We start from the raw sequence: 25,263 nt of genomic DNA on the forward strand, positions 1-25,263 counted from the left end.
ATAAACTTGATAGAGCATTTTTGGCGTGAGTTCTTTTCTTCCTTGCATAGCTAAAAATACTATTTTATTTGCTTTTTTGCAAGTTTTTTTTGATATATTTGTTGTGTTGTGCAACAAGCACAGTGGTTTTAACGCCAATAGGAAAGCTAGCATTTGGATCAAAAAAGCCGTCACCTTGAATGACTAATTGATTTTCACCATTCAAAAAGTACATATCGTTTGGGTAGTCATCAATAGTAATGGCATCGTACCCATAGTCGATACCACTTGTTGCTTTTTCGTTCATAAATCCTAACAAAACTTGGCGGTGGTAGTTGTTAAAATTGAATCCGATTCGAATTTTAGCCAAAGTATCAATCGCAATTGGGTCGTTGGCATTATGGGCTGTTTTAGTATTTGCTTTAGTTTTAAACATAGGGTTGGAAATTCCAATCTCGTCTTCTTTGTGGAAACCTCTTTGACTATTTTTGTAGATTAAAGTACCGCCAGCACCTGGTTTGCCATTCACAAAAAAACCTTGTCCCACAGGAATGAATTGTCCAGGAACTCTAGTGCTGGAGCCTAATCCGCTGATGAGCGATGGTGCAACAGGGGGCAAACCACCAGTCAAATTTCTTTCGGCATAACCGCCTTGATATTCACGTAAAATATGGGTGTCGTTTGAAGGATAATGTTCCCAAAAATATAAAGTACCATCAATTGTATTTGAGGCTAAATTATCAGTAATAAACTCAGTTGCATCTATTGCGGATGGATATGGATTTCCGGTTAACAGTAGTTGATCGTCTCCAACGGTTTTGGTTATGGTTCCGTTATTTGGTTTTCCAACAAAAGTATAGTTTTGTATAGTTCCCTCGGCACCACTTCCTTTCATTGTATAACCTAGTCCAACTTGTACTAAATCAGTTTCGGCTATTTTAGCCCAATTGTAGTATTCATTTGCGTAATTATCAAATTTACAAAGCCAATATCTCGCTATACTAATAGGGTTTGAAGGCAATCCGTCATATCCACCTATCCATGCAATATCTTTTGGAATTGCATAGGTTCCGTCCTTCATGACTTCATTTATAGAGTAGTCTTTGTTATTTGTTTCTGTGTTTATGGCGCTAACTGGTGAACTCCAATAATTGTAATTATACAAATTAGTTTGCCCTTGTTGGTCTCTTTCTAATGATCCAGAACTGTTTGCATCTAAAATACTTCCATCGGTTTGAACCAATTGTGATTTTCCAACTAAATCTAGTTTTCCGTCTAATTTGAGATAGTGAGAAACTTCGATTTTAGTGTCATTTATTGCGCTAAGCGTATTGTCGATTACTAATAATCCTAAAACAGTTTTATTAGTATTTGAGGTAATGTTATTTGAGGTTTCTACAATATTCCAATCTATTCTAGTCAAGTTGTCAATGCCAATACTATTTGGAACATCCCATACTGGATAATTGGTCCAAGTATTATCTTGTGACCAATCTTGATTTTTATCAGAGGTATATGGCAATGGAGCTGTTTCGGGTTGTGTTGTAATAATTCCTATTAACCTTCCATTGTTTGCGTTATTTGTTTTGTCAATTAAATAGCCATTAACTATATCGCTAGGTTGTGCCATTTGATAATAAGCAGATAAATTTGTCCAAGTCAATCCCGGAACAATTAACGGAACTATTGAGCCATAAACATTGTCAGAGTTATTTTCAATTTTTTGGTTCATCATTTGATGCGCTTGATCCTCAGTCAAAGCTATATTCCAAATACGTAATTCTTGCATCCAACCGTTAAAATAATTTGTTGGAAGATAAGGATAGGCAGTGCTTTGAATCATTGCGCCTAAAATACATTTGGCACCAACATTTGAAGTTGGATTTGTACCTGTAACAGCGTCTTGAACACTTATTCCATCTATATAAAGTCTATAAGATGTTCCGTCAAATGTAACCACAATATGATACCATCTTTCTGTAGAAATAGGAAAATCAGATGTGATTGAATTTCCATTGTTCCAATGAAACGAAATTATATTATTGACTAATCTTAAATCATAACCATCGCTTAAAGCAATAGAATTTCGTTTAGAAAAAATAGTTTGAATAGTTGCGTTTGCAACACCTGGTTTAATCCAAGTTTCAATGCTAAAAGAGCCGCTGTCTAAATTGAAATTAGTATTAAAATTCACATGATCATCAATCCCATCAAAATCCAATGAATTGCAGAGACCAATGCTAATTTGAACATCATCGCTAATTTCAGGACAACTTCCATTAGCAGGAATTGTCCATCTGAGTGTATAAATGCCAGTATTGGGACTGTAAAATTCCGAAAAAGGATTTGTTGAATCAGAAAATATTTCTCCACCACCAGAAGGACCACTAACAATTGACCAGATTCCTGTTGTTCCAGCCGTAGCTGCTAATTGTACAGATTCTAAACCGCATAAAGGAGATAAATCGTCCCCTGCCATTGTTGACAAACAAGTGCTGGAATCAATGGCTACTACAATAGATCCGTCTATTGGCAAATGGCATGAAGTATTGTCATATCCTTGAAAAAAATATTTAGTAAAGGAAGAACCTGATACAGCACCAGAACCTGTTATTGTTCCTGTTTCTAGAGTAACTTCTGGAGTACAGCCTTCGTTTAAAATAATACTACAATTATCGGTAACATTAAGATCAAAGCTTAAGTCGGCATAAATATATTCAGGATGACCAGCGGTTATAGGTAATGTGCCTAAATTCCAAATTATTTTATTTGTTCCTGAATCATAATAAGGAACGTTGCCAGTTGAAAAACCATTGTAAGTATGATATGAAATAATTCCACCTACATTAAAAATGGCAGTTGGAGGAATAGGAATAGTAATTAGAGTGTTATTAGTGGCTTCGGTTCCTTCATTTGTAAGGTTTAGGGAATAATTAATCGTTTGGCCCGGCAAAGCGTTTAATACAGTAGGATTTGTAACATTGTTTATTGAATTTACGCTTATTAATCCGTTTGGTTCAGGAATATAAGCATCTACTGACATCGCAAATCCAAATATGGTAAATACGTCAGAAGTTGATCCAAATCTAAAAGTAGTAGCTGTTTGATTGTTGCCTATGACTAAATTCGAGGCGTTAGGTACGGTAAACATACTGCAATCAATACCTGTATTATTTTGCAAGTTGGGATTACTATTAGCACCTGTTGGAAGAGGGAATAAAGAAGAATTGAAGAAATTAGTAGTCAAATTTCCTGAATGGTTTAATGTCAAATAATTAGTACTATTATAGGCTTTGTTAGGATCGGCGGTTAGTTTTTGCACTGCAAGATAATCTCCTGTTAATCCAATATCACCTTCAGCTGCCATTACCCCAAGTTTCATATTTACATCACCAGAGCCTGCAGTGGTGAATCCTGAGATAGGAATATTTCCATATTCGCCACCGCCTGCAAGTTGTCCGTTAACATAAGCATATCCATCAAAGAGAGTCACAGCACGGCTTTTCATTATTGGATTTTGATAAATAACGACCATTATCCAACCACCAGATAAACCAGGATTAGAATTTGTTCCTTCGGTTAAAGCAATATCGGCAACAGTGTATGCTCCAGGGCCATAGGTTTTTACATAATCGGTTATTTCTTGGTAACCAATAAAAATTCCACTATTAAGTGCTCCAGGAAAACGGATATCAGAAATTGCCCCATTAGGTTTTGCTGTTATTGCGGTATATGTGCTTGCTCCAGGCCCTTTTATAGAAATTACTTTTTTGTCTAAATTTTTTGAAGTAGCATAGGTAGCATAACTATCAACTTGATATTGAGCTTCAGTTCTAGTTTTATTCGTGTTTCGGGTTAAACTATTAATTGTAAATGAGGTTCCGAATGCTGGATTTGACGTGAAAGGTGTAGTAAATGTTGCTTTTCCTGAGGCGTAAGTGACGTCAATTGAAGGTTGATCAACTCCATTTAACTTCAGTGTTACTGTAGAAGTACCAGAAACAGCAGCATTGGTGAAACTAAAAACATAAGAGTTTCCATTAGCAGTGAAAGTATAAATAGGATAGTAATTATTTGAACTACCTCCTCTAGTTACTGTCATAATATAACTGGTATTATTTATTTGAGAGTTATGGTAAGCATTTGTATTGTTAATGGTAAATGTCTCGTTAGCATCATCTGATTTTCCTGTCCAATAAAGCCCAGCAAAAATGACAGTAGAGCAATTTTGTTCAGCGCTATTTTCTCCAGAATTAGAAAGTTCAAGTGTTGCCATTGATGAATTTAAAGTGTTAGCATCACCATCAATATCTACATATTTCATAATGTTACTTTGATTGTCTGTAGTGGTTGTATAATTTTGAAGGGTGAGGTTTGTGTTGCCTAACATGGTGAAATCTCCCTTGATATTATAAATAGTTTGTGAAGGTGAGCTAGCCGAAGTTCTTTGCGAAAAATTTACTTGAGGAGATGTCAAAGTTTGCGCATTAATTGGAGCAATAGGAAATAGTAACAGGAACAATAAGTAGGTGTTTTGTATAAAATAAATTATTATGTTATTTAAACTTTTTTTCATGACCTTTAATGCAAAAAGGAATGAATTATTTTCGTTCTGTTTTTTTTAAAGTCTATGATTACAGTTAGATAGACTCATTTAAAAACACATATAAATTTAGTGATAAATCAATTATTTTTCGATAAAAAAACAAATTTTATCGATGAAATGCTTGTTTGTATTTGTTACATAAGAAAAACATTATTTTAATTTGAGAGATGATTAAATTATTGAATGATCTTTTCATACAGATATCAAACATGAAATTTTCTATTTATTTTTATCAATTAGCATCCTATAATTTGAGGCAGATCATATTCGTTTATTTTTAATGTATTTTAGAGAGTATAGTTAAGTCTGTAAGTTGTATAATCTTATATCATTTTGATTAGAATCACTCAAAAAAACGTTTGTATTTCAAAAGTTTTAGCTTTATAATTACATACGCTTTTAACCCAAATAAAATTTATTTCTTATTTTGGAAATTGTTTTGCAGAAGCCAAAAATAGTTATATATTTGCCACCGCTTTCGGGGTGTAGCGTAGCTCGGTTATCGCGCCTGCTTTGGGAGCAGGAGGCCGCAGGTTCGAATCCTGCCACCCCGACCACTTAAATCCTTTCTGACTTTCAGAAGGGATTTTTTTATTGTTGAATAGCAAAAAATGATTATTCTATTTCCATAATCTAGCTTTTATAACTTATTTTTGTGTCGTTAAAAAAATCAATCCTAATTATGTCTGATACTATCGAAAAAATTAAATGCCTTATTATAGGTTCTGGCCCAGCGGGTTATACAGCAGCTATTTATGCTGCAAGAGCCAATATGAATCCAGTTTTGTACCAAGGAATGCAACCCGGAGGACAATTGACTACAACTAACGAAGTGGAAAATTTTCCAGGTTATGTTGATGGAGTAACTGGTCCTGAAATGATGATTCAATTGCAAGCACAAGCACAACGTTTTGGTGCTGATATTCGTGATGGTTGGGCCACAAAAGTTGATTTTAGTGATGGTATTCATAAAGTTTGGATCAACGATACAATCGAATTACATTGTCAAACCGTAATTATTTCAACAGGAGCTTCTGCTAAATATTTAGGTTTAGAATCCGAGCAACATTATCTAAAAATGGGTGGTGGTGTTTCGGCTTGTGCAGTTTGTGATGGCTTTTTCTATAGAAATCAAGAAGTAGTTATTGTTGGAGCAGGTGATTCTGCTTGCGAAGAAGCTCATTATTTGTCAAAATTGTGTTCGAAAGTGACTATGTTGGTGAGAAGTGATAAATTTAGAGCTTCAAAAATTATGGAAGAACGTGTTCGCAAAACCGAAAATATTTCTATTTTAATGAACCATGATACTGTCGAAATTTTGGGAGATGGTCAAGTGGTAACTGGTGTAAAAGCAAAAAATAAAACTACGGGTGATATTTTTGATATTCCTGCTACAGGGTTCTTTGCTGCCATTGGTCACAAACCCAATACTGATATTTTTGCAAACTATCTAACGCTCGATGAAACAGGTTATATCGTTAACATTCCAGGAACATCAAAAACGAATGTTGCGGGAGTTTTTGTTGCCGGGGATGCTGCCGATCACGTATATCGTCAAGCAATTACTGCTGCGGGAACAGGATGTATGGCTGCTTTGGATGCCGAAAGATATTTGGCAACTTTAGAATAATTTAACGCGATGTTTAATTGAATGGTGCTAAAAAATTGAATTACCTCCAAAAAGTTTAAGACTATTTGGGGGTATTTTTTTTGGAACTAAATTGTTGTCAAACGAATTTTAATAAACTTTCGGGAACATTATATTTTATAGTGTCTTACAGTATTTTTACCAACTTTTTTGACTATTAAACAAAAAAAATCACCCATTTTTGATGGATGATTTTTAGGTAAAAAGGATTTATTTTTCGTCAATGCTTCCGCCAGAAGAGATGTCTTTTGAAAGCGTTTTTGGAACTTTATAGTAATCAATAGAACTCCCGCTAGATACCTTTGCGTCTAGTTTGAGAATAGGATAGACCGAGGTGCTACTTCCGCTTGAGGATTGCGAAAAGACTTCGTTTGCCATAAGAGCTTTTGCATTAATATGACTTCCGCTTGAGGAATTCGTTTCTAGTTTTAATGCTTTGCCTCGAGCCTCAATCTCGCTTCCGCTGGAGCTTTCTAGTGTGATTGCGTCAGCTTCAATATCAATATTTATGAGGCTTCCACTGCTTGAATTTGCTTTTATATTGTTGGATGTTAGGGTATAAGAACTATTTATTTTTGAACCGCTACTAGCACTTAATCCATTGATAATGGGCATTTTTACTCGAACCATTGGTATTGTTGAATTGTATCCTTTGTTGGCTTCAATTTTCAAAACTCCATTTTCAATTTTGGTGATAATGTGTTCTTGCAAGTTATCATCAGTTTCAACCGTAATCGATTTGATGTCGGCTTGCTCCACAAAAACTTTAATACCGCTACTTACTTCAATACTTTTGAAATCTTGGTCAGCTACTCTTGTTTCGGTGGTTAAATTACCACTTCCTTTTATTCCATTCCCCAAATTAAAGGAGGGATTGCAGGACGAAAATAATAAGGCCATTAAAGCGGCAATTATAAATTTTGTAATTATTGTGATAATTTTAATCATGACTATTTGTTTTTAACTATTACACCGTCTTTATCAACAGACAACCCTTTTTTTGTAGTTGTTTCTTTAACTTTAACAACTTCTCCGTTTACAGTTACTGTTGTAGTAACAACGCTATCAGCTTCTTGTTTCGTATCTATTGTGACATTTTCGTCGCCCTCATTAAAGCAGTTTTGACACTTTATTTTATCACTTTCTACTTTGTAAACTTCATTTTTATTTTCTGGATTCCACAAAAAATAGTCGTCATCAGTTTGGTCGTAATTCCTCATGGATTCGTCCATTTTCAATAAAGTGCCTAAAGGTAAGAATAAAGTTATTTCTATTTCTTGATCACGGAACTTTTCTTTTACGTCGGTTAATAAATAGTTGTCAAAAACTATTTGATTGCCAATGACTTTATAATTGTATTTTATTTTCTCCGCTCTTTGTTTTGCTTCAAATAAGTTTTCGCCTTTGGCTTCTTTTTCAATTTGGATGTAGGCAGATTGTGTATCTGATTGCGCAATTTTGAAACTTACGTTATTAGAATACAAGATATTGTTGCCAGTTGAATCTAAAGTAATTTTAAAATTATCATTGTCATAAAGATTTTTGGCAAAATAATCATTGTGTTTGAATTTCAATAAAAGAGTATCTGTTGGTTTCAGATTGATGTTTTCTTTTGCCACCACTCTTCCATCAATTGCAAACGCAGATGCTTGTTTTATTCCAATGGCGATTGCTAATGAAACTGCTATTAGCCACACGGCAAGCAAGGTATATTTTGCAATATTTCCAATAGATTTCAAGTTGGGTGATAATAATTTGAAACCTAATAATGACAAGAAAAAGAATGGAATTCCAACGGACAAAAACATAATTGCACCAAATATCCAAACGGGGTATTCTGTAAAGTTGCCAGCTTCAATGAAATTTGACCAAGGATAATGGAAAAATGAAGTGCTACCCAAAACAAAAATTCCAATAAATAAAGCTGCTAAAATAAAAAGCCCTGTAATTATCAATATCACCCCTAAAAATTTTGAGAAAACTCTTAGAACGGCGATTATAAAATCTCCAAAGGAACTTCCAATTTTTTCGGCTCCGGTTTTTACACGGTTTCCCATTTCATCATAATTGGCATTTTTGAATTTATCGGAAACATTTTCAAATTCTTCACGCACTTTTTTTTCGATGTTCGAAATATTTACAGGCTCACCAGTCATTTCCAGTTTTTCGGCAGTTGTTTTGGCTTCAGGCATAACGATCCAAAGGATAATATAAGCCATTAATCCTATTCCCCAAGCAAAAAACAATATTAGAAGAATTACTCGCAACCAAACTTTGTCGATTCCAAAATAGTGGCCTAAACCGGCAAGAACACCACCCACCATTCCGTTATCTTTGTCACGATACAGTTTTCGAACTCCTGTTGAAGAATTAGATGAAAAAGAGGTAGCAGTATATCCAATTTCTTCTTCGTCAATTCTATAATCTTCTGGCTGACCCATTACCGCAATAACTTCGTCAACATCTTTAAGGCCTACAACGTGTTTTTCGGTTTTTTGTTTTTCGGTCAATAATTCCGAAACACGCATTTCGATGTCTTTTATGATTTCGTCCTGACCAGATGAATTCGATAAAGAACGTTTTATGGCATCAAAATATCGCGTTAGTTTTTGGTATGCGTCTTCATCAATATGGAAGAACATTCCGCCTAGATTTATGTTTACAGTTTTGTTCATGGCTATTGTTTTTTGGTTGTGATTAGGTTTACAGCATCTGATAATTCCGTCCAGGTGCCATTCAATTCGTTTAAAAAGGTGTGTCCAATTTCGGTCAGTCCATAATATTTTCTTGGTGGACCTGACAACGATTCTTCCCAACGATAGCTAAGTAAACCGTCGTTTTTCAATCGGGTAAGCAACGGATAAACCGTTCCCTCCACAACCAGTAATTTTGCGTTTTTCAAAGTATCTAATATTTCTGAGGTATATGCTTCTTTGTCTTTTAATACTGACAAGATGCAAAACTCAAGAACACCTTTGCGCATTTGGGCTTTTGTGTTTTCAATGTTCATAACTCTCTTTTTTGTTTTTTGATTGGATTGAACTGTTCATTTTTTGATTGATTATTGATGATTATTTTAGAAAGGGTATTGTGAGCGGATACTCAAATTTTTCTCCATTCGATGCTTTGACCGAAGCATAAATAATTAAGAAAAACTCTGCGACTTTCAAGCCTACAAACAAAAGAATGGCAACAATGGCTACAATTGCGATTCCTGTAATGTTTTCTACGCTGAAATGATTTCTCATAAACACCTCTTCGTCGATAAGGGTGTGTAAAGGAACATTGTTGAAAAATGTAATGATTAAAATTGGAATAGCAATGACGGCAAGAATTAAAGAATACAAAAACATACTCAGTTGAAAGTTAAGAACTTGTTTGCCATTGAAGTCTATGAATTCAGATTTGCTTTTATTGGAACTCCAAATTAATATCGGAAAAATGTAATTTCCAAAAGGAATACAATATTGGGTCAAAGTACTCAAATGAGTAAATGCTGCTAGGTTTTTATTATTGGTTGTTTCCATAATGTAAAAGTATATAGTAATTTCTAATGCAAATATATATCCAAAAGACAGTATCTTGTATCACATAGTAGTGTATATTAACAAAATATTAACATATCGGGATTAGAAAAAATTAAATCAATTAAAGGTTAACTTCTTAAAATACGGGTGCTAATACGGATTTTTATAAAATAAAGTAAGAACCTAAATGTGTAGTCAATTTTTGTTATTTTTACAAGAACTAAAAAAAATAAAATGAAATTCACGGTATCAAATCTTAATAAATTTCTGTTTTTCAAGTTGCCATCGGCATACATTTCTGGAGTTCGAGTCAAGCAAATAGAAGCAAATAAGTGTGTAGTTACTGTAAAACACCGTTGGATAAATCAAAATCCTTTTAATTCAATGTATTTTGCTGTACAAGCTATGGCTGCAGAACTTTCTACAGGAGCTTTGGTAATGAATCATGTTCAAAATAGTGGAAAAAAAATATCGATGTTGGTGGCCAATAACAAAAGCAACTTTACTAAAAAAGCTACCGGAAGAATCACTTTTGAATGTCTTGATGGAGATTTGGCAGAAAAAAGTATTCAAGATGCAATAGTATCTGGAGAAGGGAAAACGTTTTGGATGAAATCTATAGGAACAAACGAAAATGGAGAGCAAGTCTCAGAAATGGATTTTGAGTGGAGTGTAAAGTCTAAATAAATTCGTTTTTTGATTGCATAAAAAAAAGCTTCGTCTGCAGGACGAAGCTTTTTTTAACTATAATAACTAGTGAATTAATAATAATTTAAAGCCCAAAAAAGAGCTAACCTTGTGTTTGTTTTTATTTAGAATCTTCACAAATTTAAAGAAACTAAATCGTGATAGTCTTAAAATTATATTAAATTTTTTGGCAATCAAAAGAATCATTTTCAGCCTATAATTATAGAGCCATTCATCATATAATAATTAATTAATGACAATTTGACATTTTAGAAGATTTGGCAGTACTTTTGCAATCAACAGAAAAGAATAAAAAATGAAGTTTAAGAATATATTTAAAAACAATACAAGAATGGCGACTGAAAATAAGGTAAACGATGAAATTGTTGATCAAACTCCAATTGAAAACAATGAAAATAATACAGATGCTTTAGATGCTTCAATTGAAGAAAGAGTAGAGGAAATATCCAAAGAAGAACAATTGTCACAAGATTTAGCATCTGAAAAAGATAAATTCTTGCGCTTATTTGCTGAATTTGAAAACTACAAACGCAGAACAGCAAAAGAGCGTATAGAGTTGTTTAAAACTGCCAATCAAGATGTATTACTTGCAATGTTACCTGTTTTAGACGATTTTGATAGAGCATTGGCCGAAATCAAAAAAACGGACGATAATATTTTGATTCAAGGTGTTGAATTGATTCAAGAAAAATTAAAAAACACATTGGTTTCTAAAGGATTAGAGCAAGTAGAGCTTCAGGCTGGCGATGCTTTTGATGCTGATTTTGCTGAGGCTATCACTCAAATTCCTGCGCCATCACCTAAGTTGAAAGGAAAAATTGTAGATGTAATCGAAAAAGGATACAAATTGGGAGACAAAATTATTCGTTTTCCAAAAGTAGTAATTGGCAACTAAAAAAATCAAATCATAAATCTAAATCGACCAAGCAATTGGTATTTAGACTTTTAAAATTTGGAACTTATTTTAATTATGAAAAAAGATTTTTACGAAATACTAGGCATTTCCAAAAATGCCGATGCTGCCGAAATTAAAAAGGCATATAGAAAAAAAGCACTCGAATTTCACCCTGACAAAAACCCAGGCAATGCTGCGGCCGAAGAAAGTTTCAAAGCAGCTGCCGAAGCTTATGAAGTATTGAGTGATCCTCAGAAAAAAGCCAAATACGATCAATATGGTCATCAAGCTTTTGATGGCTCAGGAGGTTTTGGTGGCGGAGGTCACGGCAGTATGAATATGGATGATATTTTCAGTCAATTTGGAGATATTTTTGGTGGTGGTTTCGGAGGTGGTTTCGGAGGTGGAGGCGGTGTTCGTCGTGCAAAAGGAACTAACCTTCGTATAAAAGTAAAGCTAACTCTTGAAGAAATTGCAAACGGAGTTGAGAAAAAAGTAAAAGTAAAACGAAAAGTTCAGGCAAAAGGAGTTTCTTATAAAACCTGTTCTACTTGTAACGGTCAAGGTCAAGTAATGCGTGTGACCAACACTATTTTGGGAAGAATGCAATCAGCATCTACTTGCCCAACTTGTGGTGGTTCAGGTCAAATTTTAGACAAAAAACCATCCGAAGCTGATTCTCAAGGAATGGTTGTTGAAGACGAAACGGTTACTATAAAAATTCCTGCTGGAGTTGTTGATGGCATGCAACTAAAAGTTTCAAACAAAGGAAATGATGCACCAGGAAACAGCGTTCCAGGAGATTTAATCGTGGCAATCGAAGAAATTGAGCACGAATTCCTAAAACGTGAAGGAGAGAATTTGCATTTTGATTTATATATCAGTTTTTCAGAAGCAGTTCTTGGAATTTCAAAAGATATTTCGGCTGTAAACGGAAAAGTGAGAATAAAATTAGACGAAGGCATTCAATCTGGTAAAATCTTGCGATTGAAAGGAAAAGGAATCCCGAATATCAATGGTTATGGTTCAGGAGATTTGTTAGTTCACGTTAATGTATGGACGCCAAAAACACTCAATAAGGAACAAAAACAGTTTTTTGAAAGCAATCTCGAAAATGAAAATTTTATTCCAAATCCTGAAAAAAGTGATAAATCCTTTTTTGAAAAGGTAAAAGATATGTTTTCATAATTTTTAATTATGTCAATTTTTCCCATCCTTGTATGACAAGGGTGGGTTTTTTTGTTTTATTTAACACCTTATTAGCACTATTTTTCTACTTTTACACACCCAACGCCAAAGGGTTAAATAGCTAAAATAATCAAAATACCTTTATGAGTACTATACTTGAAGTAAACAAAGTTGTTAAAAAATATGGCGATTTCGTTGCCCTGAATGAAGTTTCTTTAACCGTTCCCAAGGGAAGTATTTACGGTCTTTTAGGACCAAATGGTGCTGGTAAAACATCACTTATTCGGATTATTAACCAAATTACAATGCCTGATAGTGGCGAAATTATACTAGATGGCGAGAAACTAAGTCCAAAACACATTCAAAATATTGGCTATTTGCCCGAAGAACGTGGTTTGTATAAAACGATGAAAGTGGGTGAGCAATGCTTGTATTTAGCTCAAATGAAAGGACTTTCGAAAGCCGAAGCCAAAGAACAATTAGAATATTGGTTCGAAAGATTAGGAATTCAAGGTTGGTGGAACAAGAAAATTCAAGAACTTTCAAAAGGAATGGCACAAAAAGTTCAGTTTGTAGTCTGTGTTTTGCACAAACCCAAATTGTTAATTTTTGACGAGCCATTTTCAGGTTTCGATCCCGTAAATGCTAATGTCATTAAAGATGAAATATTAGAATTGCAAAAACATGGTTCCACTATCATTTTCTCGACCCATCGAATGGAAAGCGTGGAGGAATTGTGCGACCATATTGCTTTAATTCACAAATCCAATAAATTAATTGAAGGTAAACTAGACGATGTAAAACGTCAGTTTAGAACTAATAGTTTTGAAGTTGGAATTCTATCAGACAATGTAGAAGGTTTGATGTATGACATCACCCAAAAATTCAAAGTGGGACAAACCAATTTTAAATCCCTAAATAACGAATTGAAACTCGAAATCCAACTTGGAAATGCCACGCCAAATGAATTGCTAAACGTCTTGGTTCAAAGAGGACAAGTAACTCATTTTATGGAAAAAATTCCAAGTGTAGCTGATATTTTCATTCAGTCTGTTACCGAAAATTCCAAAATTTAATATCATAACTCTAAAAGTAAAAATCTTGAAATGAGTATTATATCGCTAATAATAAAAAGAGAATTCATTGCCAAAGTGCGCAATAAATCATTCATAGTAATGACTTTTTTGAGCCCCTTGCTTTTTGTAGGTATAGCAGCTTTTGTAGGATATTTAAGTACTATGAAGGCCGATACTAAACCAATAGCTATTCACGACGAAACGGGTTTGTTTGCCAATGAATTTCTATCATTAAATAAAGAAGATACCGAATATCGGTATTCTGATTTAACCTTAATCGATATCAATTTTCTAAAAGATAGCATCACAAAAGAAAATTATGAAGGCTTGATTTATATTCCTAAAGTGTCTAATAACAAGGATTTGGAAAACAAAATTCAATTCATCTCCAACGAAAGTCCCAGTTTGTCTTTTATAGAAAATGTTCAAGATATTATAGGAAGAAAACTCACTAAGGAAAATTTCAATAAGGCACATTTAGACACTCTAGCCATAAAAAATGCTGAATCCAAAGTAGTGGTTAATTTAGCCAAAGCTTCTGGTGAAAAAAGTGTAAAAGGACTTAATGAAATTAAAATAGCCATTGGAGGTGCATTCGGATATCTTATTATGATGTTTATTATTATTTATGGTAATATGGTGATGCGCAGTGTTATAGAAGAAAAAACCAATCGTATTGTCGAAATTATTATCTCATCAGTAAAACCATTTCAATTGATGATGGGAAAAATAATAGGAACTTCATTGGCAGGATTGCTGCAATTCTTTATTTGGGCCATTCTTGGATTTGTATTAATGATTGTTGCTTCGACTTTTTTGGGTATTGATGCTAGTCCAACAGCAAAAATACCTCCTTCAGTAATAAAAGAAGTTCACCAAGAATTTGGGGGAATGGCGCAAATGTATGTTCGGGAATTATGGGGTTTACCTATTTTTACAATCCTGTTTAGTTTTGTGATTTATTTCATTGGGGGTTACTTTTTGTACAGTTCCTTTTACGCTTCTATTGGCGCTGCGGTAGATAGCGAAACCGACTCTCAACAATTTCTTTTGCCCATTATTATGCCTTTGGTTCTAGCAGTTTATATTGGCTTTTTTACCGTAATCAATAATCCTCACGGAACAATCGCTACTGTATTTTCGATGATTCCGCTCACTTCGCCCATCGTAATGTTGATGCGAATTCCGTTTGGCGTACCTTGGTGGCAAATCGCTATTTCAGTAACAATCCTTTTTGGAACATTCTTTTTTGTGGTTTGGTTTGCAGCAAAAATATACCGAGTAGGAATTTTAATGTACGGTAAAAAAACAACTTGGAAAGAAATGTATAAATGGTTGAAATATTAATTTAGAGTACCTAAGTTGCTAAGATTCTGAGAGACTAAGTTTTTAGTTTCGGATGATTTAAGAAAACACTAAACTTAGAACCTTAGCATCTAAGAATCTCAGAACCTTAAAAAAATGAGTAAAATACTAATCATAGAAGACGAAGCCGCTATCCGAAGAGTATTAACCAAAATACTTTCGGAAGAAAGCGATACTTATAGTGTAGAAGATGCTGAAGATGGAATCCAAGGCTTGGAAAAAATAAAAAACAACGACTACGATCTCGTTTTGTGCGACATCAAAATGCCCAAAATGGATGGCGTTGAGGTTTTGGAAGCGGTTAAAAAAATAAAACCCGAAATTCCGATGGTGATGATTTCTGGTCACGGCGATATGGAAACGGCTATTCAAACGATGCGTTTGGGCGCTTTTGATTATATTTCAAAACCGCCCGATTTAAACCGATTATTGAACACGGTTCGAAATGCTTTAGACAGAAAACAACTCGTGGTTGAGAATAAAATCCTGAAGAAAAAAGTCAGCAAGAACTACGAAATGATCGGCGAAAGCGAACCCATCAATCGCATCAAATTGATGATTGAAAAAGTAGCAGAAACCGAAGCTAGAGTTTTAGTTACTGGACCAAATGGGACTGGAAAAGAACTCGTTGCCCATCAATTGCACGAGAAAAGCCAAAGAGCCAGTTTTCCTTTAATTGAAGTCAATTGTGCCGCAATTCCTAGCGAATTAATAGAAAGCGAATTGTTTGGTCACGTCAAAGGCGCTTTTACATCAGCAGTCAAAGATAGAGCAGGGAAATTTGAAGCAGCCGACAAAGGAACTATTTTTTTGGATGAAATTGGCGACATGAGTCTTTCAGCTCAAGCCAAAGTATTACGCGCTTTACAAGAGAATATGATTACCAGAGTAGGAGCCGACAAAGACATCAAAGTCGATGTTCGTGTCATTGCTGCAACGAATAAAGATTTGAAAAAAGAAATTGCTGAAGGTCGTTTCCGTGAGGATTTGTACCATCGATTGGCAGTGATTTTAATTAGTGTTCCATCGTTAAATGATAGGCGAGATGACATTCCGTTATTGATTTCCCATTTCACCGAAAAAATCGCTTCTGAACAAGGAAATGCAGTGAAGCATTTTTCAGCAGCAGCTGTCAAATTATTGCAAGAATACGATTGGACAGGAAATATCCGAGAATTGCGAAATGTAGTGGAACGCTTGATAATATTGGGCGGAAACGAAATTTCGGAAACGGATGTACAATTGTTCGCATCAAAATAAATACTATTTCACAAAGATTCACAAAGTTGGCGCAAAGAAGCACAAAGTTTTTTTAATTTAAACCTTCGTGAATCTTCTTTTTTACTTTGAGAATCTTTGTGTAAAAAACAATAAAATGAAACTAAAAAAAATAAACAAAATTCTGCAAGACAATCTAATTGCTAATGGTTTAACCGAGGCCAATGAAATGCAATCAGAAACTTTTTCGACCCTAAAAAGTGGTGCCGATTGTATTGTTATTGCTCCAAAAGGAAGCGGAAAAACTACGACAATCGTAATCAATGTCATTCAGAAATTGGTTGGTCAAATTGAAGAATCGCCACGCGCTTTGGTATTTGTAGAAACTAAAGAAAAGGTGCTTGAAATGGTCGATTTGTTTAACAAATATGCCAAAGGGACTAATCTTGAAATATACGGAATTCACGACAAAGGAGATACTGATTATGATAAAAACTACATTTCAACAGGAGTAGATATTTTGGTAGGAACACCCAAAAAATTGAGTGATATGTTTAGTGGAGCTGGATATAACGTAAATAGACTAAAAATGTTTATCGTTGATGATGCCGATGCTATTTTGAAATTACGCCACGAAACTAAAATTATGCGTATTTCGGATGGTATTGCCAAAACACAACGCATTGTTTTTACAGATGCTCTCACAGAAAGAATAGAAATTCTGGCATACAAAATGTTAATAGAACCTTTTGAATTTGATTTCGAAGAATATGACGATGAGGATTTTGAAGACGAAGAAATCGATTCAGAAGAAGAATAATTACTGTTTATGAGTAACAATAAACTATCAACAACAAACAATAAACAATAATATGGGATTAATGAAAGTGTTTTCGGGAAGCGAAATTTTGGCTTTGGCTTTGCAAGAAAAAATAGAAGAAGTGGGAGTCGATACCGTATTGAAAAACAACATCCAATCGGCTAAAATGGCAGGTTTTGGGACAAGCGATCAAGCCGTTGAATTATTCATTCAAGAAACCGATTTTGCAAAGGCGAATCCTGTTATTGAGGAGTTTAGGATGAGTATATAAATCGGAATTATAAAGGTTTAAGTGGTATTTGTTCAATTCTTGTTCCATATAATAAAAACAAAAGTATTAATGGGAATTCGTATATTTGTATAATAAAAAAAGCGGTATTATGGATTTATCGGCTAGAAAATATAGTTTTATTGAGGAGATTTTCAAGGTAGAAGAGGCTACTTTTGAGAAACTGGAAAAGGTTTTGAAAAAAGAAAAGTTGAATAAAATTGGTGTGCCTTCGGAACATAAAGAGGAGTTGGACAACCGATTAGAATCTTATAAAGAAAATCCTCAAGATTTGTTGGATTGGGATGACATAAGGAAGGATTGGTAATGAAATACAAATTAAAATTATTGCCAATTGTTTATCAAGATTTAAGAAAAGCAAAAAAATGGTATTTAGAAATAAATGCAGCATTAGGCGAAGATTTTAAGTTAAAAGTAAACGAAGAATTGGATTATATTAAGCAATATCCAAAGCATTACCAAAAAAGGTACAAAGAATTAAGACAAGCAATAGTGGGGCGATTTCCTTATACCATTTATTATTTAATTGAAGAAGAATTGAAAATAGTTGTTGTAGTGGGAGTTTTAGCCCAAAAGCAAAGTTTTGACAGAATTAAAAAACGATTAAAAGAATAGAAAACGACCGCTTCAAAAGAGCGGTTTTTTGCTGAAATAGTGTTGAAGTAAATTTAGAAAATCAAGAAATGAAATACAAAATGCTAGTGGTAGATATGGACGACACTTTGTTGACCGACGATCACGAAATATCAAACGAAAATAAAGAAATGCTTCTCAAGGCACAGGAATTGGGAGTTTATGTGATTTTGGCTTCGGGCAGACCCACATCGGCGATGATTGAATATGCCAAAGAATTGCAATGCGATGTCAATAATTCCTATATGATTTCCTATAACGGTTCTACTATCACTGATTTAAAAGAAGACAAAATTCTTTTTGAACACTCTTTGACCAAAGAGCAAATTCATTCTATTTACGATTTTAGTCAAGAAAATAATACACACATCATCACGTATTTAGACGGAAAAATAATTAGTGAAACGAGTTCAGAATATATTGATGTCGAAAGTACCATTACGGGTTTAGAACATATAATTGTGCCAAGTTTTAAAGATTTTGTGACCACCTCTGCGGTAAAATGTTTGTTGCTTGAAGAACCCAGTTATCTGAAAACAGTTGAGCCATTACTTAAAACAGCGATGCCCGATTTAAGTGTTTGTATGTCAAAACCGTTCTTTCTGGAAGCCGCACCGAATGGCGTTGACAAAGGAGCTGCCATCCAAATTTTGGCCGAGAAACTCAATATTCATCAAAGTGAAATCATCGCCATAGGAAATGCTGGAAACGATTTGACTATGGTGCAATATGCCGGATTGGGCGTTTGGGTTGACAATGTCGATGATGAATTAAGAGAATTTGGTGATGTTGTCGTGGCTTCCAACAATGACCACGGAGTTGCCGAAGTGGTGAGGAGATTTATTTTGGGTTAAAAAATTATGCAAACTGTCCGGTTTATAATTCTATCGCTTTTAACTCTTTTCGGAGGGATTTATTTGCTTTACGTTGGTTATGTTTATTGTAATCAGGGAGAACTGATTTTTATGGCAAATAAATTGCCAAATGATTATAAGTTTGAATTTAAGCAAGATTTCGAAGAATTGAATATTTCTTCATTTGATAACAAAAAATTAAATGGACTATTGTTCAAAACGCCAAACCCAAAAGGATTAGTGTTTTATCTTCACGGAAATGCAGGTTCGCTCGACACTTGGGGAAGTATCGCCGAGAATTATACCGATTTAGGATACGATATTTTTATTTTGGATTATAGAGGTTTTGGGAAAAGTGAAGGAGAAATCGAGAGCCAAGACCAAGTTTTCAAGGATTTAACTTTTGCGTATAACAAGCTGATAACGAAATATGACAGGAATAAAGTCGTGATAATTGGATATTCCATCGGAACTGGATTGGCAACCTATTTAGCATCAGTTGAAAAACCTGAAAAACTAATTCTACAAGCTCCTTATTATAATTTTATTGAATTTTCAAGCGGCAGAGTTCCTTTTGTTCCAGATTTTTTGAAGAAGTTTAAATTTGAAACCGACAAATACATTGCAAAAGTAAAATCCCCCATTTATATTTTTCACGGAAACAAAGATCAGGTGATTTCTTGTGAAAATTCCATTCGATTGCAAAAACTTCTGAAGCCGACTGATAAAGTTTTTATTTTGGACAATCAAGACCATTTAGGCATAAATGAAAATTCTGATTTTCAAGACGAATTGAAAAGGATTTTAGAGTAATTAATTTTTTGAAATTAATTCTACATTCCTAAAAATTGCCCAATTCCTTATTTAAGCTATCTTTGCCACTTTTAATTTTTAGGACTTTGAATCTTCAAACTTCAAACTCCCAACTTCAAACTTCGAAAAATGATTACAGTTAACGATATCTCCGTTCAATTTGGCGGAACCACTTTATTTAGTGATGTTTCTTTTGCTATCAACGAAAATGACAAAATTGCCCTTATGGGTAAAAATGGTGCGGGAAAATCAACGCTTTTGAAGATTATTGCAGGGCAAAGCAAACCCTCAACAGGAAATATTTCGGCACCAAAAGAAGCCGTGATTGCTTATTTGCCCCAGCATTTATTGACTACCGATGGCGCAACGGTTATGGAAGAAGCTTCTAAAGCTTTTGGAGAAATCTTTGCAATGAAAGCCGAAATCGATGAAATCAACGAGCAACTGACCGTTCGTACGGATTATGAAAGCGATGCTTATATGAAATTAATCGAAAGAGTTTCGGACTTGAGCGAGAAATTTTATGCCATCGAAGAAGTGAATTACGAAGCCGAAGTCGAGAAAATCTTGACTGGTTTGGGTTTCGAGCGTGAAGATTTCTCTCGTCAAACCTCTGAGTTTTCAGGCGGTTGGAGAATGCGTATTGAATTGGCCAAAATCCTTTTGCGAAAACCAGACTTGATTTTGCTGGATGAACCAACGAACCATATGGATATCGAAAGTATTCAATGGTTGGAGGATTTCTTGATTAATGCTGCCAAAGCCGTTGTGGTGATTTCTCACGACAGAGCTTTTGTCGATAATATTACCAATCGTACTATCGAAGTGACGATGGGGCGAATTTATGACTACAAAGCCAAATATTCCCATTATTTGGAACTCAGAAAAGACCGTCGTGTTCACCAGCAAAAAGCTTATGATGAGCAACAAAAATTCATTGCAGACAATCAAGCATTTATTGATAGATTTCGAGGTACTTTTTCGAAAACCGATGCCGTTCAGTCTCGCGTGAAAATGCTTGAAAAATTGGAAATTGTTGAAGTAGATGAGGTGGATACATCAGCTTTGAAATTGAAATTTCCACCAGCAGCTCGTTCAGGACAATATCCAGTGATTGTCAAAGAAATGTCGAAATCTTATGGCGATCACGTGGTTTTCAAAGATGCGAATATCGTGATTGAAAGAGGACAAAAAGTAGCTTTTGTGGGTAAAAACGGGGAAGGAAAATCGACGATGATCAAAGCCATTATGAAAGAAATTGGCGTTGATAGTGGTTCGGTAGAAGTGGGTCACAATGCACAAATCGGATATTTTGCTCAAAACCAAGCGGCTTTGTTGGATGAAAATGCCACTATTTTCGAAACCATTGACAGTATTGCCGTGGGTGATGTGAGAACTCAAATCAAGAATATTTTAGGTGCATTTATGTTTCACGGAGACGATATTACTAAGAAAGTCAAAGTACTTTCGGGTGGTGAGAAAACCCGTTTGGCTATGATTAAATTATTATTGGAACCTGTTAATTTATTGATTCTCGATGAGCCTTCGAACCATTTGGATATGAAAACCAAAGATATTATCAAGGATGCGTTGCGTGATTTTGACGGAACCTTAATTCTAGTTTCGCACGACAGGGATTTCTTGGATGGATTAGCCACGAAAGTATTCGAATTTGGAAACAAAAGAGTAAAAGAGCATTTTGAAGATATTGCCGGATTTTTGGCTCATAAAAAAATGGAGCATTTGAGAGAAATCGAGAAGTAATAAATTTGCAGTAAATAAATTTAAAAAAAACCGCCTTTTACTAATAAAAAGGCGGTTTTTTTGGTATATGATTATTTAGTGTTATTTCTCTTTTTGAGGTATATTTGAAGCAGCAATGTCTCTAATACAAACATATTTGCCGTTCCTTTTTTCGAATACACTAAAATAGTTTCCGCTTTCTATTTTTACACCAGTAGAATCAACTAATTTGAATTCTCCGATTTCTGTAACATTAATTCCATCATTTGAAACATGGACTTCATTGGTAGTAAATGAAAATTTAACTCCTTTTTCTAAATTAGCTATATCTTTTTTTAAGAATTCGATTATTGAGTCTTTGCTGGTAATTGGATTTCGTCCTATGAAAAAACTTTTAGCATCGTCAGCATAATAGGTTATGCTATCCGCATTTTTTGAATTGAAATGTTCTGCAAAAGTATTTTCGAGGGCTTGAATTTCTAATTTTATTTGTTCTTTATCAATTGTTGGAGTTACAGTAGCTTCTTCCGTTTTTTTATTGCAAGAAATTGATAAAGTGGCAAAAACAGTCACTAATCCTAAAGTTAAAATCTTGTTTTTCATAATTATAGTAATTTTAAAATTATTTAATATCCGTTTATTTTAACAAATTTAATCCAATATTATTTAATAATTAGTTTTTTTAATTTTTTTTCAAAGTTGGTATAAGAATAGTGAGGGTTACTACATGTTTTAGTTTTTTGAAAAAATGAAAATAATTCGTGAAGTATTTAAAAATAAAAATTTTAAGAAATTTGTGATGTAAAAAATATTTATTTGTAATTTAGCATGTTAGTATTGAACTAATATTGTTTAAATTTTTAAATCAAAAATATGAAAAATAGTTTTTTAGCAATTGCGATAGTGCTAGCAGGTCTATTAAGCTTACCTGTTTTTTCACAAACAAAAGACAAACCAGTGTCGTTAGGATTACCAGGAGACAACCTTGATCTTTACGCAGTAATGGAAGTTTTTCAAAAGTCAAAAACTATAGAAGATTTTGAAAAAACTTTAAATGCGGATAAAGAGGGTATTAATAATTTAGATTTGAATAATGATAACAAAGTCGATTTTATTAAAGTAATCACCGATAAAGATGGAGATTCATTTTCTTTCGTCCTTCAGGTTGCAGTGAGTAAAACTGAGAATCAAGATGTTGCGGTTATTTTTGTTTCAAAAAATGCTGCAATACAAATTGTGGGTGATGAAGATTTATATGGTAAAAATTATGTGATCGAACCTAAAGGAACAGGGTCTTCTAGTACTGTGAATCCAGGATATTCAGGAGGAGAAACAATGAATCTTCCAACAGGAACTACTACCACTACTACGGTTGTAGTTCAGTCACCACCAATTGTACAATATGTGTATTCGCCTGCATATATGCCATATTATTCGCCTTTCTATTTCGGATTTTATCCGCCTTATTTCCGCCCTTGGGTTCCAATAATGTATGGTGTTTATTGGTCAAATCATTATCATTATCACGGAGGTTATTATGGAGGGTATCACGGATCGGTAAATATCAATATCAATAATTCAAATCATTATAATAATTATAATAGAAATACTAGAAATAGATCAAATACAGTAAATAATTACAACAGAGAAGGTCGCTATAAAAATAATGGCAATAGATCTACAGGGAATATAAATAATAATAGGCCTTCAACTAATAATGGGAATAGACCTTCGACTAGGCCAACAAGTCCATCAACAAGACCTACCTCTCCATCTACGAGACCAACAAGTCCATCAATAAGACCTACTTCTCCTTCAGTGAGACCAACAAGTCCATCGAACAGACCATCAATATCACCATCTACGCGACCTACAAGTCCAACAACTCGTCAATCAGGAGCATCCAATAATTTTTCTCGACCATCGACTTCTAATAGCTCATTCAATAGAGGAGGAGCTAGTAATCGAAGTAGTGGCAGTAACTTTGGTGGAGGAGGAAGAAGCGGTGGCGGAATGCGTGGCGCTAGAAGATAGAGTGATAAATAGAATTCGTTTAAAAAAATAATTAAAAAAAAGAGGCTATTCTATAACGAAATAGCCTCTTTTTTTATAATCGAATTCCGAGTAGAAGTAACAGGAATATTAGTTTAGATTCATTTCGATTGGTTTAATGTTGAAGCTAAAATCATATTTATGAATTGGTTTTATTTCAAAGATAAAATTGAGGTAAACTTTAAATTTTTCAATAAAAGAATTAATTTTATGCAAAATATGTATTTGTAAATCGGAATACGGTTTGGATATAGTTAAACTATAATAATGAGTAAAATTCCAGTTTATTTTATGCCTGGTTTGGCCGCAAGTTCTTCCATCTTTGAAAGGATTAAACTTCCAGAAGACGTTTTTGAAACTATTCTTTTAGAATGGGAAATACCTTTAGATAATGAATCTTTAGCGGACTATGCCAAACGAATTACTCAGAAAATAACGCATCCCAATCCAGTATTGATTGGGGTTTCTTTTGGAGGTATTCTAGTTCAGGAAATGGCAAAATATGCTGATACAAGAAAAGTAATCATCATTTCGAGTGTCAAAACGAATATAGAATTCCCTAAAAGAATGAAAATGGCCAAAACAGCTAAAGCCTATAAATTGATTCCAACCACTTTAGTGGCCAATATCGAAAGTTTGTCGACGTTTTCTTTTGGAAAAACAATAAATCAACGACTTAAATTGTATGAAAAATTTCTTTGCGTTCGCGACAAGCGTTATCTCGATTGGGCTATCGAGCAAATAATTTTGTGGCAAAGAACTATCGCTGACGAAAATGTGGTTCATATTCACGGCGATGCCGATGATGTTTTTCCTATAAAAAATATTCACAATTGTAGAGTGGTCAAAGGAGGAACCCATATTATGATATTAACAAAGTACAAATGGCTGAACGAAAACTTGCCTCGAATAATATTGGAATAAAAAAAAAGCGATTAGAGTTTGTTCTAATCGCCTTTTTATCTTTTTAACTCAGAGGGCTGGGGTGAGGGATTATAGTTTCTTCATTTGCTCTTTCATCATTTTTATCTGATCGGTTAGCATATTTTGTTTGTCTAATTTTTTTGCTTCGTTCAATAAGTTGGTTGCTTCGAGTTTTCTTCTTCTTGACATTGCAATTCCAGCCAAATTTAGTTTGGCAACAGCCAAATCCATATCCATCGACAAACCTAACTCAATAGCTTTCTTGAAATATTTTTCAGCTTGATTGATGTTGGTTTGTGAAAGCATTATTCCGTGCAAATAATTAAAATAACCTTGTTGTTTTCTAACCAATGCTCCTTCGGGATTTTTGATGTAGTCTAACCATTTTTTGGCGCCTTCGAAATCTTGTTTTCTTAATTTTAGGAAGGCCAATAAGATAAATTCGTTTTTGAAGTAAAGAAAAATTGGAAATGCAGTCAATAATATAAGGAAGATTCCGTTTCCAATATTCGATTCTGTAAATTGCCAAATGGCTGTAACTACAAGAAGTACAGTAATAATAAGTTTGATATTTTTGTGAAACATAATGTGTAAATTTATATCAGCAAAGATAACAAAAGGAATTAAAAAAAAAATTATAAAACCACTTGCCAGAAATAAAAGTCTTTGTATATTTGCACTCGGTTTTAGAATAACGGAATTCAAAACTACCAAAGACACATAAATACATTTTTTAAAGATACAAAGCAATGAGCAAGAGAACGTTTCAACCATCGAAAAGAAAAAGAAGAAATAAGCACGGATTTATGGACAGAATGGCTTCTGCTAATGGAAGAAAAGTCCTAGCTCGTCGTAGAGCCAAAGGAAGACACAAATTGACTGTATCTAGCGAACCTAGACATAAAAAATAATGTTTTTATAAACA

General features: G+C 34.0%; 24 protein-coding genes and 1 tRNA gene. 18 read left to right on the forward strand and 7 right to left on the reverse strand.

From position 1 onward, the window contains the following. Nucleotides 1-64 precede the first annotated feature (64 nt). A complete protein-coding gene (locus C3L50_RS15220) occupies nucleotides 65-4,555 on the reverse strand; it encodes a LamG domain-containing protein (protein ID WP_103807045.1) in 4,491 nt (1,496 codons plus the stop codon). Between the two features lie 509 nt (nucleotides 4,556-5,064). Between C3L50_RS15220 and C3L50_RS15225 the strand changes: the two genes are divergently transcribed. Continuing rightward, nucleotides 5,065-5,142 (forward strand) — tRNA-Pro (locus C3L50_RS15225). Between the two features lie 125 nt (nucleotides 5,143-5,267). Then, the gene (gene trxB / locus C3L50_RS15230; RefSeq protein ID WP_103807046.1) at nucleotides 5,268-6,215 is read left to right on the forward strand and encodes a thioredoxin-disulfide reductase; all 948 of its coding nucleotides are present in this window, start codon (nucleotides 5,268-5,270) and stop codon (nucleotides 6,213-6,215) included. 228 nt (nucleotides 6,216-6,443) lie between these two features. Here the strand turns inward: trxB and C3L50_RS15235 are convergent, their stop codons facing one another. From C3L50_RS15235 to C3L50_RS15250, 4 genes are all read right to left on the reverse strand, one after another. After that, a complete protein-coding gene (locus C3L50_RS15235; RefSeq protein ID WP_103807047.1) occupies nucleotides 6,444-7,181 on the reverse strand; it encodes a head GIN domain-containing protein in 738 nt (245 codons plus the stop codon). 2 nt (nucleotides 7,182-7,183) lie between these two features. Next, nucleotides 7,184-8,908, reverse strand: a complete 1,725-nt coding sequence (locus C3L50_RS15240) for a PspC domain-containing protein (protein WP_103807048.1) — start codon at nucleotides 8,906-8,908, stop codon at nucleotides 7,184-7,186. 2 nt (nucleotides 8,909-8,910) lie between these two features. After that, nucleotides 8,911-9,243 carry a PadR family transcriptional regulator gene (locus tag C3L50_RS15245; protein WP_103807049.1) on the reverse strand — a complete coding sequence of 111 codons (333 nt, stop codon included), beginning with the start codon at nucleotides 9,241-9,243 and terminating at the stop codon, nucleotides 8,911-8,913. A gap of 61 nt (nucleotides 9,244-9,304) precedes the next feature. Beyond that, nucleotides 9,305-9,760 carry a DUF4870 domain-containing protein gene (locus C3L50_RS15250; protein ID WP_103807050.1) on the reverse strand — a complete coding sequence of 152 codons (456 nt, stop codon included), beginning with the start codon at nucleotides 9,758-9,760 and terminating at the stop codon, nucleotides 9,305-9,307. 234 nt (nucleotides 9,761-9,994) lie between these two features. On the opposite strand from C3L50_RS15250, the gene C3L50_RS15255 reads away from it, so the two are divergent. From C3L50_RS15255 to C3L50_RS15315, 13 genes are all read left to right on the forward strand, one after another. Continuing rightward, complete coding sequence (locus tag C3L50_RS15255) at nucleotides 9,995-10,447, forward strand: DUF4442 domain-containing protein (RefSeq protein ID WP_103807051.1); 453 nt, start codon at nucleotides 9,995-9,997, stop codon at nucleotides 10,445-10,447. Between the two features lie 316 nt (nucleotides 10,448-10,763). Further along, on the forward strand, nucleotides 10,764-11,363 hold the full coding sequence (locus C3L50_RS15260) for a nucleotide exchange factor GrpE (protein ID WP_103807052.1): 600 nt from the start codon (nucleotides 10,764-10,766) through the stop codon (nucleotides 11,361-11,363). 75 nt (nucleotides 11,364-11,438) lie between these two features. Further along, complete coding sequence (dnaJ, locus tag C3L50_RS15265) at nucleotides 11,439-12,551, forward strand: molecular chaperone DnaJ (protein ID WP_103807053.1); 1,113 nt, start codon at nucleotides 11,439-11,441, stop codon at nucleotides 12,549-12,551. A gap of 143 nt (nucleotides 12,552-12,694) precedes the next feature. After that, on the forward strand, nucleotides 12,695-13,627 hold the full coding sequence (locus C3L50_RS15270) for an ABC transporter ATP-binding protein (RefSeq protein ID WP_103807054.1): 933 nt from the start codon (nucleotides 12,695-12,697) through the stop codon (nucleotides 13,625-13,627). Nucleotides 13,628-13,657: 30 nt separating this feature from the next. Further along, nucleotides 13,658-14,974, forward strand: a complete 1,317-nt coding sequence (locus C3L50_RS15275; protein WP_103807055.1) for an ABC transporter permease — start codon at nucleotides 13,658-13,660, stop codon at nucleotides 14,972-14,974. 114 nt (nucleotides 14,975-15,088) lie between these two features. After that, nucleotides 15,089-16,252, forward strand: a complete 1,164-nt coding sequence (locus C3L50_RS15280; protein WP_103807056.1) for a sigma-54-dependent transcriptional regulator — start codon at nucleotides 15,089-15,091, stop codon at nucleotides 16,250-16,252. A gap of 115 nt (nucleotides 16,253-16,367) precedes the next feature. Further along, nucleotides 16,368-17,030 carry a DEAD/DEAH box helicase gene (locus C3L50_RS15285; RefSeq protein WP_103807057.1) on the forward strand — a complete coding sequence of 221 codons (663 nt, stop codon included), beginning with the start codon at nucleotides 16,368-16,370 and terminating at the stop codon, nucleotides 17,028-17,030. 52 nt (nucleotides 17,031-17,082) lie between these two features. Next, nucleotides 17,083-17,301 carry a putative signal transducing protein gene (locus C3L50_RS15290; protein ID WP_103807058.1) on the forward strand — a complete coding sequence of 73 codons (219 nt, stop codon included), beginning with the start codon at nucleotides 17,083-17,085 and terminating at the stop codon, nucleotides 17,299-17,301. A gap of 109 nt (nucleotides 17,302-17,410) precedes the next feature. Next, a complete protein-coding gene (locus C3L50_RS15295; protein ID WP_103807059.1) occupies nucleotides 17,411-17,626 on the forward strand; it encodes an addiction module protein in 216 nt (71 codons plus the stop codon). Continuing rightward, nucleotides 17,626-17,934 carry a type II toxin-antitoxin system RelE/ParE family toxin gene (locus C3L50_RS15300; protein ID WP_103807060.1) on the forward strand — a complete coding sequence of 103 codons (309 nt, stop codon included), beginning with the start codon at nucleotides 17,626-17,628 and terminating at the stop codon, nucleotides 17,932-17,934. The genes C3L50_RS15295 and C3L50_RS15300 overlap by 1 nt, the downstream gene beginning before the upstream one ends. 68 nt (nucleotides 17,935-18,002) lie before the next feature. Then, entirely contained in the window at nucleotides 18,003-18,806 is an 804-nt protein-coding gene (locus tag C3L50_RS15305) for a Cof-type HAD-IIB family hydrolase (protein ID WP_103807061.1), read from the forward strand. A 111-nt stretch (nucleotides 18,807-18,917) separates the two neighbouring features. Continuing rightward, nucleotides 18,918-19,619, forward strand: coding sequence for an alpha/beta hydrolase (locus tag C3L50_RS15310; RefSeq protein ID WP_243400399.1), 702 nt, complete (start codon nucleotides 18,918-18,920; stop codon nucleotides 19,617-19,619). 129 nt (nucleotides 19,620-19,748) lie between these two features. Then, nucleotides 19,749-21,383, forward strand: a complete 1,635-nt coding sequence (locus tag C3L50_RS15315; protein WP_103807063.1) for an ABC-F family ATP-binding cassette domain-containing protein — start codon at nucleotides 19,749-19,751, stop codon at nucleotides 21,381-21,383. Nucleotides 21,384-21,464: 81 nt separating this feature from the next. Here the strand turns inward: C3L50_RS15315 and C3L50_RS15320 are convergent, their stop codons facing one another. Beyond that, nucleotides 21,465-21,965 carry a YybH family protein gene (locus C3L50_RS15320; protein ID WP_103807064.1) on the reverse strand — a complete coding sequence of 167 codons (501 nt, stop codon included), beginning with the start codon at nucleotides 21,963-21,965 and terminating at the stop codon, nucleotides 21,465-21,467. Nucleotides 21,966-22,235: 270 nt separating this feature from the next. Between C3L50_RS15320 and C3L50_RS15325 the strand changes: the two genes are divergently transcribed. Together C3L50_RS15325 and C3L50_RS15330 are read left to right on the forward strand one after the other, a co-directional pair. Continuing rightward, nucleotides 22,236-23,396, forward strand: coding sequence for a hypothetical protein (locus C3L50_RS15325; protein WP_103807065.1), 1,161 nt, complete (start codon nucleotides 22,236-22,238; stop codon nucleotides 23,394-23,396). Nucleotides 23,397-23,681: 285 nt separating this feature from the next. Beyond that, complete coding sequence (locus tag C3L50_RS15330) at nucleotides 23,682-24,338, forward strand: alpha/beta hydrolase (protein WP_103807066.1); 657 nt, start codon at nucleotides 23,682-23,684, stop codon at nucleotides 24,336-24,338. A 69-nt stretch (nucleotides 24,339-24,407) separates the two neighbouring features. On the opposite strand, the gene C3L50_RS15335 is transcribed toward C3L50_RS15330, so the two are convergent. Beyond that, entirely contained in the window at nucleotides 24,408-24,923 is a 516-nt protein-coding gene (locus C3L50_RS15335; RefSeq protein ID WP_103807085.1) for a hypothetical protein, read from the reverse strand. Nucleotides 24,924-25,087: 164 nt separating this feature from the next. Here C3L50_RS15335 and rpmH point away from each other — a divergent pair, with 164 nt between their 5' ends. Then, on the forward strand, nucleotides 25,088-25,249 hold the full coding sequence (gene rpmH, locus C3L50_RS15340; RefSeq protein ID WP_008464848.1) for a 50S ribosomal protein L34: 162 nt from the start codon (nucleotides 25,088-25,090) through the stop codon (nucleotides 25,247-25,249). Nucleotides 25,250-25,263 lie beyond the last annotated feature (14 nt).

The sequence above is a fragment of the Flavobacterium alvei genome, from assembly GCF_002920895.1.
Lineage (GTDB): Bacteria > Bacteroidota > Bacteroidia > Flavobacteriales > Flavobacteriaceae > Flavobacterium > Flavobacterium alvei.